The organism is Acinetobacter sp. Colony158 (assembly GCF_019264745.1).
In the GTDB taxonomy this organism is placed as follows: Bacteria; Pseudomonadota; Gammaproteobacteria; order Pseudomonadales; family Moraxellaceae; genus Acinetobacter; species Acinetobacter ursingii.
This window is the reverse complement of record NZ_CP078523.1, coordinates 2,598,797-2,613,731: the sequence shown is the minus strand read 5'-3', so window position 1 is coordinate 2,613,731 and position 14,935 is coordinate 2,598,797. Positions and strand designations below refer to the sequence as shown.

Annotated in this window: 17 protein-coding genes; 7 read left to right on the top strand and 10 right to left on the bottom strand. The window is 39.9% G+C overall.

Features of this window, described 5'->3' with window-relative positions; all coding sequences use genetic code 11:
- Window positions 1-2 precede the first annotated feature (2 nt).
- The 6 genes from JR005_RS10580 to JR005_RS10555 form a co-directional block, all read right to left on the bottom strand.
- Complete coding sequence (locus tag JR005_RS10580) at window positions 3-1,007, bottom strand: quinone-dependent dihydroorotate dehydrogenase (RefSeq protein ID WP_218665009.1); 1,005 nt, start codon at window positions 1,005-1,007, stop codon at window positions 3-5.
- Between the two features lie 91 nt (window positions 1,008-1,098).
- Window positions 1,099-1,578 (bottom strand): type II secretion system protein GspM, encoded by a 480-nt coding sequence (gene gspM / locus JR005_RS10575; protein ID WP_004988248.1) that lies wholly within the window; start codon window positions 1,576-1,578, stop codon window positions 1,099-1,101.
- Window positions 1,578-2,717 (bottom strand): type II secretion system protein GspL, encoded by a 1,140-nt coding sequence (gspL, locus tag JR005_RS10570; RefSeq protein ID WP_004988249.1) that lies wholly within the window; start codon window positions 2,715-2,717, stop codon window positions 1,578-1,580. The genes gspM and gspL overlap by 1 nt, the downstream gene beginning before the upstream one ends.
- Window positions 2,718-2,740: 23 nt before the next feature.
- Complete coding sequence (locus JR005_RS10565) at window positions 2,741-3,196, bottom strand: SixA phosphatase family protein (RefSeq protein WP_004988250.1); 456 nt, start codon at window positions 3,194-3,196, stop codon at window positions 2,741-2,743.
- 65 nt (window positions 3,197-3,261) lie between these two features.
- Complete coding sequence (locus tag JR005_RS10560) at window positions 3,262-4,335, bottom strand: NAD(P)H-dependent glycerol-3-phosphate dehydrogenase (RefSeq protein ID WP_004988251.1); 1,074 nt, start codon at window positions 4,333-4,335, stop codon at window positions 3,262-3,264.
- Between the two features lie 35 nt (window positions 4,336-4,370).
- Window positions 4,371-4,946: a nitroreductase gene (locus JR005_RS10555; RefSeq protein WP_004988252.1), complete on the bottom strand. Its 576-nt coding sequence runs from the start codon at window positions 4,944-4,946 to the stop codon at window positions 4,371-4,373.
- 208 nt (window positions 4,947-5,154) lie between these two features.
- Between JR005_RS10555 and JR005_RS10550 the strand changes: the two genes are divergently transcribed.
- Entirely contained in the window at window positions 5,155-5,532 is a 378-nt protein-coding gene (locus JR005_RS10550) for a hypothetical protein (RefSeq protein WP_004988255.1), read from the top strand.
- Window positions 5,533-5,627: 95 nt separating this feature from the next.
- Here JR005_RS10550 and rhlB read toward each other — a convergent pair whose 3' ends face one another.
- Both rhlB and JR005_RS10540 read right to left on the bottom strand, forming a co-directional pair.
- The gene (gene rhlB / locus JR005_RS10545; protein WP_004988257.1) at window positions 5,628-6,779 is read right to left on the bottom strand and encodes an ATP-dependent RNA helicase RhlB; all 1,152 of its coding nucleotides are present in this window, start codon (window positions 6,777-6,779) and stop codon (window positions 5,628-5,630) included.
- 104 nt (window positions 6,780-6,883) lie between these two features.
- Window positions 6,884-7,096 (bottom strand): cold-shock protein, encoded by a 213-nt coding sequence (locus JR005_RS10540; protein ID WP_004653893.1) that lies wholly within the window; start codon window positions 7,094-7,096, stop codon window positions 6,884-6,886.
- A gap of 390 nt (window positions 7,097-7,486) precedes the next feature.
- Between JR005_RS10540 and JR005_RS10535 the strand changes: the two genes are divergently transcribed.
- From JR005_RS10535 to JR005_RS10510, 6 genes are all read left to right on the top strand, one after another.
- Window positions 7,487-7,723, top strand: a complete 237-nt coding sequence (locus JR005_RS10535) for a sulfurtransferase TusA family protein (protein WP_026039950.1) — start codon at window positions 7,487-7,489, stop codon at window positions 7,721-7,723.
- A 133-nt stretch (window positions 7,724-7,856) separates the two neighbouring features.
- Entirely contained in the window at window positions 7,857-8,723 is an 867-nt protein-coding gene (gene rpoH, locus JR005_RS10530) for an RNA polymerase sigma factor RpoH (protein WP_004988265.1), read from the top strand.
- A 111-nt stretch (window positions 8,724-8,834) separates the two neighbouring features.
- Complete coding sequence (locus JR005_RS10525; RefSeq protein ID WP_004998327.1) at window positions 8,835-9,200, top strand: DUF423 domain-containing protein; 366 nt, start codon at window positions 8,835-8,837, stop codon at window positions 9,198-9,200.
- Between the two features lie 11 nt (window positions 9,201-9,211).
- Complete coding sequence (gene thiS, locus JR005_RS10520; RefSeq protein ID WP_004998328.1) at window positions 9,212-9,409, top strand: sulfur carrier protein ThiS; 198 nt, start codon at window positions 9,212-9,214, stop codon at window positions 9,407-9,409.
- 12 nt (window positions 9,410-9,421) lie between these two features.
- Window positions 9,422-10,207: a thiazole synthase gene (locus JR005_RS10515; protein WP_005004712.1), complete on the top strand. Its 786-nt coding sequence runs from the start codon at window positions 9,422-9,424 to the stop codon at window positions 10,205-10,207.
- Between the two features lie 85 nt (window positions 10,208-10,292).
- Complete coding sequence (locus tag JR005_RS10510) at window positions 10,293-10,991, top strand: hypothetical protein (RefSeq protein ID WP_151839149.1); 699 nt, start codon at window positions 10,293-10,295, stop codon at window positions 10,989-10,991.
- A gap of 49 nt (window positions 10,992-11,040) precedes the next feature.
- On the opposite strand, the gene JR005_RS10505 is transcribed toward JR005_RS10510, so the two are convergent.
- Window positions 11,041-11,652: a glutathione binding-like protein gene (locus tag JR005_RS10505; protein WP_005004719.1), complete on the bottom strand. Its 612-nt coding sequence runs from the start codon at window positions 11,650-11,652 to the stop codon at window positions 11,041-11,043.
- Between the two features lie 492 nt (window positions 11,653-12,144).
- On the bottom strand, window positions 12,145-14,935 hold a 2,791-nt coding region (locus JR005_RS10500; RefSeq protein ID WP_218665008.1), incomplete at its 5' end, for a YadA-like family protein.

Sequence of the window (14,935 nt, the reverse complement as noted above, 5' to 3'; positions counted from 1 at the left end):
ACTTAGTTGAAAGCACTCACGCAATCTTTAATTAGGCTTGGACCTGTATATATGAGGCCACTATAAATTTGTACAAGGCTAGCACCCGCATCTTTTTTTGCAAGCGCATGTTCACCTTTGGTGATTCCACCAACACCAATCAAAGGAATTTGACCATTCAAACGTTTTGCAAACTGACGTAAGCATTCTGTACTTTTTTCAAACACAGGTGCACCAGATAAACCACCCGCCTCATTCCCATAAGGCAAACTTTCCACGCCTACACGAGACAAAGTGGTATTGGTCACAATCAAGCCATCAATTTTAAACTGTAATAATTGATTTGCGATAAATTCGATATCTTCTTCAGTTAAATCAGGTGCAACTTTAAGTACTAACGGAACATAGTGATGATACTGTTCTGCTAGTTCTAATTGGCGTTGTTTCAGCGTTTCCAGCAGCTCGGTGAGCGCATCACCACTTTGCAAGCTACGTAGATTTTTGGTATTTGGCGAAGAAATATTGACCGTAATATACGATGCGTAATGATAAACTTTTTCCAGACAAATCAAATAATCATCGACTGCATTTTCAACTGGCGTATCCGCATTCTTACCAATATTAATCCCTAAAATGCCTTTAAATTTTGACGATTTGACATTTTCAATCAACTGATCCACCCCATCATTATTAAACCCCATACGGTTAATAATGGCTTTTGCCTCTGGGATACGGAATAATCGTGGCTGTGGATTTCCAGCTTGTGGACGCGGAGTAATGGTGCCTATTTCAATAAAACCAAACCCCATAGCTGCCAATGCATCAATATAAGCGCCATTTTTATCCAGACCTGCTGCAAGACCTACAGGATTAGGGAATTCAATACCCATACAAGTCACAGGTTTTGGTGCAATATGCTGACGCGCTAATCCAATTTTATGGGCGGACTTCAGAAGTGATAAGGTAAGTTCATGGGCACGCTCGGGTGACAAGGAGAACAACATTGGGCGAGCAAGCGAATATAACATATCAATCAAAGTCTACTGCTTTTTCAGGTAGGCATATTATAGGCATAGCGCAGATAAAACACCATGCTTGCAAGCCTTTTATTTTGAGACCTTATTGTACTGTAGCCGTTAATTTAATCTGATTATTACTCGACACCATCTCCATTTTTTCAATTGACAGGCCCATTTGTGCAAGCTGCGTTATAAAATTCGCTAAAACCGCATAATTTTGATGTTCTGCGACAATTTGCAATTGATCTCCCATTTGCTGAGATGACACTGTTAAGCCCTGCTGCTGTGACACTCGCTGAACTTTCTCAGCTAAACTCAATTGACTTTCTGAAGCAGGTTTCATGGTCACTGCATTGCTTTGCATCCAGACCATTAAATCTTTAAACTCATTGACTCGCTTTTGTTGCTGATCGGCCAGACTGTGCATTTTCCAAAGTGAAAAACCCACCAATGCAACGACCACCAGTATGCTGGCAAAAATCACCATATAACGTTCACGCGCAGACATGCGTTGTAAAGCATCAATAATACGTTCGACTTTTTGATCAAAGCCTTGCTGAATTCGAGTTATCGTGTTCATTATTGTACTTTTACCATCCCAATTGCGCCTGCACCATCCGCCTGAACATTTCCTAGTTCTGCTTTAAACCCTTGTTGATTAAGCTGCTGCGTTAAATTTTGCAAATCATTGGCAGAATTGGCTTTTAATGACATGCTCAAAGATGAAGCGCTATAACTTATTTGCTGCGCTACAATTTGGCGCTGCATCAAAATGGGTCCGACTCTACTTAATAGATTTAAAGCTGTCGTGTCACCGCTTTGGCTCATTCTCAACTGGCTTTCAAACATACTTTTTATATTTTGCTCAGTCACCCGGCTATTAGCACCAAACCAATATTTATATTGATCTACGGCCTGTGTCGCTGTCTGGTTCGCCAGCTTTTTTAATTTGTACCAACGTAAAGCATCATAACTTAACTGAACAATCAATACTGCGATGAAAACAGCAACACATGCTTTCCAATAACCAGAGACTTTGCTTTCATTTTTGGCTTTAGGTAATACATTGAATGGATGCTGCTTCGATTTTTGAATTTTTTGAAACTGATAATCAAAAGGTTCACGGGTTTCTGCCGTAGAAACATTTGCAAGCAGATCAAGTTGTTGTGCGGTCAGATTACTATAATGATAAAAAGTATCAGCGGCTTGAAATTCAAGATAAACCTCAAGATCATCAATCACCATACCTTTATAACGATTTTCACGTACCAAAATCTGCCCATGCAAATGGACCAAATTGACTTTATTCTGTTCAGGTTCAGGCACAATCAGAAAATCAGGCAATAAAGCGACCAGTTTGATCGGCAGCAAGTTCAACGCATGCTGCCATGTTTCAACTAAATTTTGTGCAACGGCCAAGATTGTCAATTGATCTGGCGATTCAAAATGGTGAACCACTCGCATGTGATCAATCGGCATAGTGACATATTCTTCCATGAGATATTTAATCCCATCTGCCCCCAATTGCTTCACATGAGCTTTGGTGATCTGTTGTTGCAAAATCTGAATATGACGACTGGAAAAGAAAACAACGGTCTCTTCTCCTTGATGCGGTTGCAAATCATGAATCAGCTGCTCAAGGCTGGAAGCCTGTAACCAATTTTCACCTGTTGACCAAAACCAAGCCCCATTGGCTTCAGGCATCCATAAATACAGCATAAATTATAAGTACCGTGTTTTCATTATAGCGTAGGTATAAAACTATGTTCTTGTGTTGACAATCCGTTGGCAATCACACTTTGGCGATAAATACGTGCTTCAGCCAAAGCAAAGGGATTAAAGTTCTCATGTGTAAGCTGTTCAGCAATATGCCCCACAACATTCATATGACACACCACAACAACAGATTCAAATGGAAGTTGGGATAGCCAGTCTATCGCATCTTCTGCATCATCATCTGGTTTGATCTTATCACAAAGTAAAACAGGAACTTCAGGAAAATATGCCTGAATATGACCAAGCGTTTCTTGCGCACGCAGTAAAGGGCTCACGACAAAAACTTCGGGGCTTACAATCCCGTTAAGATATTGTGCCGTTTGTTCAGCCTGAGCATGGCCCAATGCAGTCAATGGTCGCTTGGCATCATTACCATCTACAGGAGGAGCTGCCTCTCCATGACGAACTAAAGTCAGTTGCATAACCATTCCTTTTTAATCTTTCTTTATGATAACAAGTCTTTATGACAGTTTTTATAAACAGGCTATTACACTTCATGATGCGGCAGTACAAACTCAACATCACTACGATGCCCATTCTTCATAAGCGCAAGTGCAATATTTAAAGCTGGCGCATTCTCAAAGATCACTTCATACAAAGCATTGGTGATTGGCATATATACATCAAGTTCTTGAGCACGCTTACGCACCTGCACAATGGTATTGATGCCTTCCGCCGTTTGTCCAAGTTCTTTAGTCGCCTGTTCCAGCGTTTTACCAGAACCTAAAGCATAACCAATTTGATAATTACGACTGAGTGGACTGTTACAAGTCGCAAACAGATCACCTACGCCCGACAAACCCAAAAATGTCAAAGGATTTGCACCCAATTCTACAGCAAAACGGCTCATTTCTGCCAAAGCACGCGTGATGATCATACTTTTGGTATTTTCACCAATATTATAAGCTACCGCCATCCCCATCGCGACCGCATAAATATTTTTCAGTGCCCCCCCCAGTTCTACGCCATGTACATCATCGCTACCAAAAACACGAAATAAAGCACTATGTAAAGCATGCTGTACAGCATAACGCACCAGTTCAGAGTGACTGGCAATCACTGTGCCTGAAGGCATACCCGCCATAATTTCTTTGGCAAGATTTGGCCCAGAAAGCACGCCGTAGGGAACTTCTGGTAATTCTTCCCGAATAATATCGCTCATAAAGCTGAACGTATCGGCTTCAATTCCCTTGGTCAGCGAAACAACCGCCTGTGAAGTAATAAAGGGTGAAATTTGTTTAAGCACATTACGGAAAGAATGGCTTGGTATCGCAACCAAAATAATATCACGATCACAAACAGCCTCTTCGATATCACAGACTGCACGTAAACCCGTTTCTAAATTAAAATCTGGTAAATAACGCTTATTGATATGACTGCGATTAATATCATCTGCGGCATCCTGATCACGAATCCAGATCATAGTATCGCAACCATTGCGTACAGCGAGATTTGCCATTGCAGTACCAAAACTACCACCACCTAATACGGTAATTCTGAGCGCTGTTTTTTTATCCACTTCAGCTGGCTTAACCAAGTCTGAAAAATTTAATTCCGTCATACGTTTTTTATTCCTACAACACCCATATATTCTTGTTAAGACTGCCAATTCGTGACGAAATCGCTTATAACCACTTCTGCACGTGGCGCAATTGCTTTTGCAGCAGTACCAATGTAAATAATGCCTGAGATCAAATCACGATCAGCCAATCCTAAATAATGCTTTAACCACGTCGATTCTACCACTGCGCCCGAACGCCACATGCTCGCAAAGCCCTGTACTTGTAACGACAGCAGAAAATTTTGAATCGCAGCACCTGAACTCAAGGTCTGTTCAAACAATGGAACTTTGGGATGATCCTGAAATTGAGTAACCGCAATGACCAACAAAGGTGCGCGAAAAGGATGTTGCTTAACTCGATCAAGCTGAACTGGATCAGTTTCACCCAAATCCGCCAGTGCCTGAGATAAACTTTCTCCAAAATTCGCACGTTGCTCGGGTTGAATGACAATGAATCGAGTGGGTTTGAGGCGATGGTGATCTGGCGCAGTCAGAGCAGCTTCGAACGCTTTTTGTAATTGTTGCGAAGAAGGAGCAGGCTCAACAAGATGCCCAATTGATTGACGCTGATGAATATTTTGATGAACCGTATTTACGTCTAAATCCGTCATGAACATTGATCTAATAGAGAAAACAAAACTAGATTAGCATATTCTTTTTTATTTCTGCCATGTCAATCTGGGCATTTATTCAGTTTTCACCAATTTGACATCTATACTGCACAAAACCATCAAAATCTATACAACATACTCAAAATAAATAGAAAATTTTATGTTCAACTAAAATGGTTCATTTTTAATATTTCAGAAGGACTGGTTTATGAAAACACAAATGACCGCCAGCATACTGACTGTGTCAGCCCTTTTACTGACCGCTTGTGCATCTAATCCGACTTCCACAGCAGCAATTCAAAAAGAAAATAATCAGTTTGAAGTGACAGGTGTTGGAAAAACAAACTTAATTGCAAAAAACAATGCGGTTGATGCTGCCAATAAAACCTGCAAACGCAGTACAGCCATCGTCGTCGATGAGAAAACCAACTATAACGGCGTACTCAAAGGTGTAGTGGATGAAGACACTGGAAAAATGGTTGAAGCAGCAGCCAGTGTTATCGGCTCTATTTCAGGGAAAAATGCGTCTTTAGCTAAAGATGATGATTACCAAACCACGCTTACCTTTTATTGCAAGGCGAGCTAACTTTAACGAGCAGCTCGTTTTTCATGTACAATAAAAAATGCGCTCTAAAAAATATTGAGCGCATTTTTTATAAATAAACATTCAAGCAATATTAACTAGCAATAACCTTCCAACCGAGTTAAAGGTAACTTTTTACCAATGGCTTTTTCAATTTCTGGCAAATAAAACGCATCATCTTCAGAAAGAAAACTAATACTGACGCCTTGTGAACCCGCTCGCCCTGTTCGACCGATACGATGCACATAATCATCAGACTGCTCAGGTAAAGTAAAGTTCACCACATGCGATACACCATCGACATGAATACCACGTCCTGCAACATCCGTTGCAATCATGATGTTATTTTTACCCTGCTTAAATTGCTCAAGCATTTTCAAACGTTTGTCCTGCGCAATTTCGCCCGACAACATACCCACCCGATAGCCGTCTTTTTTTAGATGATCATATAAACGGCGCACCTGATCTCGACGATTGGCAAAAATCATGACTTTATCGATGGGCTCATCACGTAAAATATCTTGGAGCAAACGATATTTATCTTTTTTCTCCACCACATAAACGCGTTGTTCAACGTCATTATTGGTTTTTTGTTCAGGTTCAATTTCAACAGTCACGGGTTCGAATAACCATTGACGTGCCAGATTCAGGACATCATAGCTAAAGGTAGCCGAAAACATTAAAGTCTGACGTTCCTCTTTACGCGGCGAATAACGCACAATACGTTTTACCGAAGGAATAAAACCCATATCCAGTAAACGGTCTGCTTCATCAATCACCAAAAATTCGATTTGATCAAGCCAGATTTCTTTTTGTTCAATAAAATCTATCAAACGACCAGGCGTCGCGACCAGAATATCCAAAAAATTCGCATTCAATGGTTTCTTTTGCTTGTCGAAATCCACACCGCCAACCAAGGTGAGTAATTTTAAATCTGTAAATTTGGTCAGTTCTTTAGCATCACTTTCAATTTGCAATGCCAGTTCACGAGTCGGCGCAAGAATCAAAGCGCGAGGCTCACCACGATAGCGTTGTTCCTGAATCGGATTATTGAGCAAATCATTGATGATACTGACCAAAAATGCTGCCGTTTTACCCGTTCCTGTCTGCGCGCGACCAATAGCATCGTGCCCTGCCAGTGTATATGTTAAAACCTTTTGCTGAATTGGGGTCATTTGCTTAAACCCTAATGCATCAATCGCTTTTTTAAGTTGCGGATGTAGATTCAAGGTTTCAAAACCAGATACCATATACTCGTGCTCTAACTGTTAATCACTCTGATGAGAGCGATAGTATAAAACAAAAACGCCCCAATTAAAAAATTGAGGCGTTATTCAACATGACAACATGTTGATTAGTCTAAAGGCTGTACATTCTCAGCCTGAAAACCTTTTTGTCCTTGCACAACGCTAAACTCAACGCGTTGGCCATCACGTAACGAACGATGTCCGTCACCCATAATTGCACGAAAATGTACAAATACGTCGTCGCCGCCATTACGTTGAATGAAGCCAAAACCCTTAGTGTCGTTAAACCATTTAACAACGCCTTGTTCGCGAGCTGTCATAAGTCAATCCTCAGAAGTGAAAATAAAGGACCTTCCGGTGTTGCAAACAGCAGAGCAAACAAGTTTAAAATTCGTTATTATTTCAAAGCTTGTAATCATTCTGTAAAACTATCAACAATTTCCGGTTACATCCATTTGTTATAGGTTTAGTAAAACAATGATTTGTTATACTGGTTAATCCTAAAACGCTTCGAGCTTAACACGGGTTTATGACAATTAATAGAAATTTTTTAGATAATTCCATATTAATTGTTGATTATTTTTTAAACTCTCCCACAAAAATTTTACCATTGATAAAATCTATACTGCCTATAGCGCGCGACTTTTTGCACATTCGTGCAAATATTTGATAAAATTATTATTCATAAATGTCGCTAAATATTTTTACGGATGAGTGATTCAAACCCCATTCCCGCTACTGAAATTAATGCAATTGGTCAGCCATGCCCAATGCCGCTGCTGCTGCTTAAACGTCATTTAAAAAAGGCAGATCATCAGGTTTTGCTTTTGAAATCTTCTGACCCTCATAGTGAAATTGATGTATTACGTTATTGCGAACTACATCAGCTTAGTTGCCAGCTCATCAGAGTATCTGAGCACGAATTTCATTATTTGATTGAATCCTAAATATATCGTTTTGATATTTAGATTAACTCGTGTATAAAATTTTACATTTCTCTACCCAATTTTCCTTAATTATGAACTTGCTTCGCATTAAGATGAAATCATTGGTTATACCATCATCCTATAAGGAGAACTCATGAGTGACAGCAGCAATCAATTGATGCCCCTGTCCTTATCTGCGCCCGGTGTAAATCTCGGTGCTTACATCAGCACTGTTAATCAAATTCCAATTTTGACCGCTGAGCAAGAAAAAGAACTGGCTGAGCGTTATTATTATGATCAGGATCTGGATGCGGCGAAAATGTTGGTGATGTCGCATTTGCGATTTGTCGTCCACATCGCACGCAGCTATGCGGGTTATGGTTTACCGCAGGGTGACCTGATTCAAGAAGGCAATCTCGGTCTGATGAAAGCAGTTAAGCGTTTTGACCCGAATATGGGTGTGCGTTTGGTTTCATTTGCCGTTCACTGGATCAAAGCTGAAATTCACGAATATGTGATTCGTAACTGGCGTATTGTTAAAATTGCCACGACCAAAGCACAACGTAAATTATTTTTTAATTTGCGTAGTCTGAAAAAGTCGAGCAAAAAGTTAACACTTGAAGAAGCTAAAGCGATTGCCGTTGACTTAAATGTCACACCTGAGCAAGTGCTAGAAATGGAAGGTCGTTTAACGGCTTATGATGCTGCATTTGAAGCACAAGGTGATGACGACGATGATTCAACTCATGTCGCACCAGCACTATATTTGGAAGACAACCGTTACGACCCTGCTCGTTTAGTGGAAAATGAAGACTACGAAGAACAAAGTAGCTCTGCTTTATATGAAGCCATGAATCAGCTTGATGATCGTTCACGTAATATTTTACAGCGCCGTTGGCTGGACGATGACAAATCGACCTTGCATGAGCTTGCGGCTGAATACAATGTTTCCGCAGAGCGTATTCGTCAGCTTGAAAAAAATGCGATGGAAAAAATCAAAGTCGCCATGTCTGCAAGTTAGATTTTTTCAGATTTAAAAAGAGGCATCTGCCTCTTTTTATTGGTCTTAAGTATTTTTAGCGCATAGGATTTATGCTAAGGTGTTTAGATCTTTTTTTAAGTATTTCAGCTTATGTGGATCGCAATCGCAGCTGTTAATCTTGCTTTGGCTGTTATATTGGGGGCCTTCGGCGCTCACGGCCTTAAGGCTTTTGCTACACCAGAACAACTGGGCTGGTGGGGAACAGCAACACAATATTTTTTCTATCATGCATTAGGTTTACTTGCGCTAGGTATTTTGTCTAAAACGAGTCCTCAATTTTCAATTAAAGCCTCCTTTATTCTGATTCAAATCGGTATTTTATTATTCTGTGGTTCTTTATATATCATGGCATTGGGCTTACCGCGTGGACTCGGTTTAATTACTCCACTTGGCGGAGTATTTATGATTTTAGGTTGGTTAGTTCTTGCGTGGAATGCCCTAAAATACGCGAAATAATGGAAAAACACATGCAAATTTATTTGAATGGTGAGCTGACACAAACCGCTTGCCATAACTTATTGCAACTGGTTCAGGAACTGGCGCTTGAAGGTAAACGATTTGCAGTTGAACAAAACGAGCAAATCGTTCCAAAAAGTAAACTGGAACAATCTCCCCTTTCAGATCATGATCGTATCGAAATTATTCACGCTGTTGGCGGCGGCTAAACGGAGCAAGCCATGCAAGATTCACCTTTAATCATCGGTTCACGTACATTTCAATCTCGCCTACTCGTAGGCACAGGCAAGTATAAAGACCTCAATGAAACTGATTTAGCGATCCAAGCCAGTGGCGCTGAGATCGTGACGGTAGCAATTCGTCGGGTAAATATTGGACAACATCCTGATCAGCCAAATTTACTCTCCGTCATTCCGCCTGAAAAATATACCATTTTACCCAACACTGCGGGTTGTTTCGATGCAGAGAGTGCTGTGCGTACCTGCATGTTGGCACGTGAATTACTTGATGGTCATAATCTGGTCAAACTTGAAGTTTTGGGTGATGAAAAAACCTTATATCCAAATATTACGGCTACACTTAAAGCTGCTCAAACGCTGATTGATGATGGTTTTGAGATCATGGTATATACTTCTGATGATCCAATTGTCGCACAAGAACTGGAAAGTATGGGCTGTGTTGCGATTATGCCTTTAGGCAGTTTGATTGGTTCAGGCTTAGGGATTTTAAACCCACATACCATTTCGATCATTAAAGAAAATGCCAAAGTACCTGTTTTGGTTGACGCAGGTGTAGGAACAGCAAGTGATGCTGCCATTGCGATGGAGTTAGGCTGTGATGGCGTACTTATGAATACCGCTATTGCCGCTGCACAACATCCAATATTGATGGCCTCTGCCATGAAAAAAGCTGTTGAAGCAGGTCGCGAAGCTTATCTAGCTGGACGTATGCCACGTAAACGCATGGCCAATGCCAGCTCTCCTGAAACTGGCTATTTCTTTAAATAAGGCCTATATTTCTATAAGACGTATTTTAAGAGGATTCTTCGGAATCCTTTTTTATTTCAAGAATAAACAATAAGAGTATTTTCATATGCTTAAAGCCATATTTGCTATTTTTAGTTTGGGTTGTTTTAGTTTTACCACCAGCGTTCGTGCCAATCCCAATCCAACACAATATCAACAATTTATTCCTAAAAACTGGAAAATACTTGAAACAGTCAAAGGAGATTTAAATCGTGATGGTCTAGAGGATATTGTTCTGGTGATTGTGGAGAATAATCCAAAAAATATTCTGAGCAATGATAGTTTAGGAAGCCCTGAACTTAACATCAATCCTAGAATCTTATTAGTTTTATTTAAAACAACACAAGGCTATCAATCGATCAGTAAGAATCAACAATTGCCAAGTGAGAATGATGCAGACTCTCCTTGTCTCGCAGATCCATTAGAAGATGGTGGAGTAACTATTTCAAAAGGTATTTTAAAAATAAATTTACATTACTGGTTAAGCTGTGGTTCATGGTATGTCACCCACAATACATTTAGCTTTCGATACCAAGATCGCGCCTTAAAATTAATCGGTTTTGACCAAATGAGTTTCCATCGTGCTTCAGGTGAACAAAACTCACTCAGTATTAACTTCTCTACAGGAAAATTAAAAGAAATATCAGGTGAAAATGAGTTTGAAGATGTTCAGCAGCCGATAAAAACTAAATGGCGCACTTTAAAACAGCATTATGATTTAAAGTTAGAACAAATAAATTTCAAAGAACCACCTGAATTTCAATAAAAAAAGCCTCAATCACATTGAGGCTTTTTTGTTAAATGCGATCAGGGAGTTAAGCAATTAAACCTTCATCACGCATCGCAATACTGACTGATTGACGTTCGGCCACTTTATTGCGTAAAGCAACAATATTGGTATAAGGGCTTAAATCGTGTTCAATGCTATTTGACCAGTTTGTAAGCACGAATAAATAAGCATCGGCTGGCCCAAAGCCATCATCTACTAGATATTCATGGTCTGACTCAGCGATGGCTTTATCGATATAAGTCAATAATCGGTCAACTTCAGCATAAGCTTTTTCTTTTGCTTCGTTATCTAATGCACCACCAAAGAATACAGCATAAGCATCATGCAATTCTGAGTTTAGATATCCTAACCATTCCAAAACTTTGGCACGACCTAGACCTGATGGTGGAATCAAATTCTGAGCTGGGTCATGCTGCGCAATAAAAGGAAGCACGGCAACGTTTTCAGTGAGAACCAATCCTGGTGTAATTTCAAGTGCAGGCACATAACCTTTTGGATTGATCTCGTAATAGTCAGCGCCTTTTTCGGTTTTATGTGTCTTTAAATCAACCTTTTCCAGATCAAAATCAACATTAATTTCATTCAAAAGAATATGTGCAGCCAATGAACATGCACCAGGTGAATAATACAACTTCATAAATAATCCTTGTTATAGCTCTCTTCACTGTTTTAAAGCGCTTTACTCAAACTTTCAAGCCCTAGACGTTTTAAATTTAAAAAACGTCGTAACCTAAAAATACATACCCTTAAACTATTGTGTAAAAGACCAACTTTTTCAAGTCAAAAACGTTGTCTTTTATGTTTACTCAAGTGTATGACGAAAAAATGAACTTTCTGAAATTTACTAAAATAAAAAGGAAAACCAGTCATATTGGCGGAATAGACTGGTCTAAAATAATGCTGTTATTAGAATGTTATCATAATTATAAAGTGACATTTCTCCCTCTAGCGTTACAAAGATTTAAGTTCTAACTAACGTTAAAACTTAAATTCAATGTATAGTGCTTTTTTAGTTAGAAACATCCCTGAAATTGGTGATTTTTACGAGATTTTCAATTTTTTGACGATTTAATATTAAATAAAAACCAGTCACTGTAGCCTGGTTTTTCATACTGCTTAAAACATTGCTTTACCAACTAAAACCAACACCGACACCACCCGAACTTTCCTCTTTACTGAGTGCTCCGCTGATACTCAAACTGGTATTTTCATTAATCATACGTTGATAGCCTACTGCAACAGCTTGTTCCGCACCTTGCAAACCAGCGCCAACCCCAATGCGGTTCTGCCCACGTAATCCAGCTGTACTGGTTGCCATATTCATCATCGCTGCACTCATCGCCCCCTGACGGTCAAAACGTTTATCAACCTCCTGAAAACGGCGTTCTGTTTGCAAGCTATAATCTTTAAATGTACTTTCCAAACCTGCAAAACGAGTATCTGTATAGCTGTTTGCGCTTGAAAGCGTGTCTGAACTTGATTTGTTCATTTGCGCAACATTAACAGCATCTGTGTCTGCCGTACCTGCTGCAACATGAGTAACCTGTCGCTGATTTGTGCTTGAACCAACGGAAACTGTATTGTCTCGATCTGAAGTTGAGTCATTACCCAATACCACCGCATTTTTAGCTTCAGTATTAACGTTATTACCTAACACAAAGGTATTATCCCCTTTGACAGTATTATCATTACCAACCACATAACTGCCGTTACCACTGACTGTATTTGGATCTCCAAATGCACCTGATCCATTACCAGAAACAGTATTACTCACACCCACAGCGGTTGAGTTATTTCCTGTAACCACAGTGTTTGGTCCTATTGCTGTTGAGTTTTTGCCAGTTGCATTTGAACTTGTAGTTGCACCAGCGCCATTTCCTCCAATACTGATATATTGTCCTGCATCTGCTACTTTTTGATCAGTATAGGATTTAGCCGTATTTAAAGTTGATGTTGTTTGTTGGTCGGTATAAGTTTTGGCATCATTCAATGCAGTTGTGGTTTGTTGATCGGTGTAACTTTTTGAGTCATTTAAAGATTGTGAGGTTTGTTGATCTGTATAAGATTTTGCATCGTTTAGATTTTTTGCATCTTGTTGGTCAATATAAGATTTTGCATTTGCCAGTGTGCCTGAGCTTTGTGTATCCGTGTAGGCATTTGCATCAGATAAAGTTTTGGCATCTTGCTGGTCAACATAATTTTTTAGGTTACTCATAGAACCTTTTAACGCGGTTAATTCATTATTCACAGCACCAAAGGTTGCACCAATATTAGAATAGCTTGTGCCCTGAATCGTAAAGGTCGGTAATGTAAATACGCCATTATTGAATCCTGCTCCGCCACCTAATACAGAAGCTAATTGATTTGCGCTACTATTGAACTGCGTTGATAGTGTGTTGATATTTTGATTGGTCGTATAAAGCTGACCACCTGTAACTGCATCTTTAGAACTGCTTGAACTGATATCACCCGCTTGTAAATTGGTCAGTTTTGTTCCACTCTGACCCGCTAAAGTAATTGTTTCTTTTGCGGCATTGTCATAAACCACCGCATTAGTTGAGATGTTGCCCAGACCTGTCTGTAAGGCAGCAATTTCATTTGCATTAGTCGTAATCTTGCCATCTAAAACCAAATCCTTCTGATCTGCATAACTTTTGGCATCAGTTAATGTATTAGACAAACCTGTCGTTAATGCATTCATTGATGCCTTCGTATCTAAACCTGTCGTTGCATCATTGACTTTACTATTTAATGTATCAAATACAGTTTTATCGGTTTTAGCAGCCAAACCAGTATCTACATAGCCTTTATTAGCAGCATCTGTTGCTTGAGTTGGTGTTGCAACATTGGTAATCCGTTTTTCTGCACCACTACGTCCAACGGAAATCGTATTCGCTTCATCAGCTAAGGAGTTATGACCTATCGCAGTTGAACCATAGGCTGTAGCCTGACTACTACTACCAAAAACACTGCTATAAATAGCGGATGCTGTATTATTTGAACCCACAGCAGTGGACACACCACCTGTTGCCTTGTTTGAAGCACCTAGACTTGTGCTATTTACACCCAAGGCCTGATTGTCATAACCCACTGCCGCACTTTGACCACCTAATGCAATATTATGTGAACCAATCGCAGCACTACGATCACCAAATGCGATCGAACCGCCATTTCGAAGAGTTCTTTCAAAATCTAAAGCTTGATCAGAAGTAACACTCACATCACCAATCTGAGTAATCGAAGAAGTGGTTAAATCTGTTGCTTGAACTTGTATTCCATTAATGGCGGTGAGCTTAGTACTATCATCTTGCGGATCGTAGTACATTCCGCTTGCTGCCCCCATAACGGTTGAACCACTACCTTTTGCCAAGTTTTGTGAACCCGCTGCAAAGCTTGCTGTGCCTGTTGCTTTATTATAAGTACCGACTGCATTACTCCATTTCCCAGAAACAGTATTACTAATACCTAAGCCAGCACTTTCACCTTGAGTAACATTGTTATTAAAACCGATACCAGTACTAAACACACCATTTACAGTATTTTGACTACCAATTGCGTTGGAGAACATACCGTTTGCAGTATTACTTGATCCTATTGCATTGCTTGAGCCACCTAATGCAGTGTTTGAATTACCAAATGCGCTACTAGAATCCCCTGACGCTGTGTTACTTCTACCTACCGCACTACTAGAATCAGCCAATGCAATATTATTAGAACCAATGGCGCTACTTAAACTAGCCATTGCCCGATTATAATCACCAATAGCACTGCTCGCCTCACCATTTGTAGTATTATCAGAGCCGAATGCGCTACTTTGCTTTCCTTGCGCTCTGTTGGAATCACCTACAGCGCTAGCAGACTCGCCTGATGCAATGTTTGAATTACCCACAGCATTACTCGATTCACCAGATGCAGTATTC

What these genes read in the sequence shown, in the direction of transcription:
- JR005_RS10580 (WP_218665009.1), bottom strand. Translation starts at nt 1,007, where the DNA reads ATGTTATATTCGCTTGCTCGCCCAATGTTGTTCTCCTTGTCACCCGAG.
- gspM (WP_004988248.1), bottom strand. Translation starts at nt 1,578, where the DNA reads ATGAACACGATAACTCGAATTCAGCAAGGCTTTGATCAAAAAGTCGAA.
- gspL (WP_004988249.1), bottom strand. Translation starts at nt 2,717, where the DNA reads ATGCTGTATTTATGGATGCCTGAAGCCAATGGGGCTTGGTTTTGGTCA.
- JR005_RS10565 (WP_004988250.1), bottom strand. Translation starts at nt 3,196, where the DNA reads ATGCAACTGACTTTAGTTCGTCATGGAGAGGCAGCTCCTCCTGTAGAT.
- JR005_RS10560 (WP_004988251.1), bottom strand. Translation starts at nt 4,335, where the DNA reads ATGACGGAATTAAATTTTTCAGACTTGGTTAAGCCAGCTGAAGTGGAT.
- JR005_RS10555 (WP_004988252.1), bottom strand. Translation starts at nt 4,946, where the DNA reads ATGACGGATTTAGACGTAAATACGGTTCATCAAAATATTCATCAGCGT.
- JR005_RS10550 (WP_004988255.1), top strand. Translation starts at nt 5,155, where the DNA reads ATGAAAACACAAATGACCGCCAGCATACTGACTGTGTCAGCCCTTTTA.
- rhlB (WP_004988257.1), bottom strand. Translation starts at nt 6,779, where the DNA reads ATGGTATCTGGTTTTGAAACCTTGAATCTACATCCGCAACTTAAAAAA.
- JR005_RS10540 (WP_004653893.1), bottom strand. Translation starts at nt 7,096, where the DNA reads ATGACAGCTCGCGAACAAGGCGTTGTTAAATGGTTTAACGACACTAAG.
- JR005_RS10535 (WP_026039950.1), top strand. Translation starts at nt 7,487, where the DNA reads ATGAGTGATTCAAACCCCATTCCCGCTACTGAAATTAATGCAATTGGT.
- rpoH (WP_004988265.1), top strand. Translation starts at nt 7,857, where the DNA reads ATGAGTGACAGCAGCAATCAATTGATGCCCCTGTCCTTATCTGCGCCC.
- JR005_RS10525 (WP_004998327.1), top strand. Translation starts at nt 8,835, where the DNA reads ATGTGGATCGCAATCGCAGCTGTTAATCTTGCTTTGGCTGTTATATTG.
- thiS (WP_004998328.1), top strand. Translation starts at nt 9,212, where the DNA reads ATGCAAATTTATTTGAATGGTGAGCTGACACAAACCGCTTGCCATAAC.
- JR005_RS10515 (WP_005004712.1), top strand. Translation starts at nt 9,422, where the DNA reads ATGCAAGATTCACCTTTAATCATCGGTTCACGTACATTTCAATCTCGC.
- JR005_RS10510 (WP_151839149.1), top strand. Translation starts at nt 10,293, where the DNA reads ATGCTTAAAGCCATATTTGCTATTTTTAGTTTGGGTTGTTTTAGTTTT.
- JR005_RS10505 (WP_005004719.1), bottom strand. Translation starts at nt 11,652, where the DNA reads ATGAAGTTGTATTATTCACCTGGTGCATGTTCATTGGCTGCACATATT.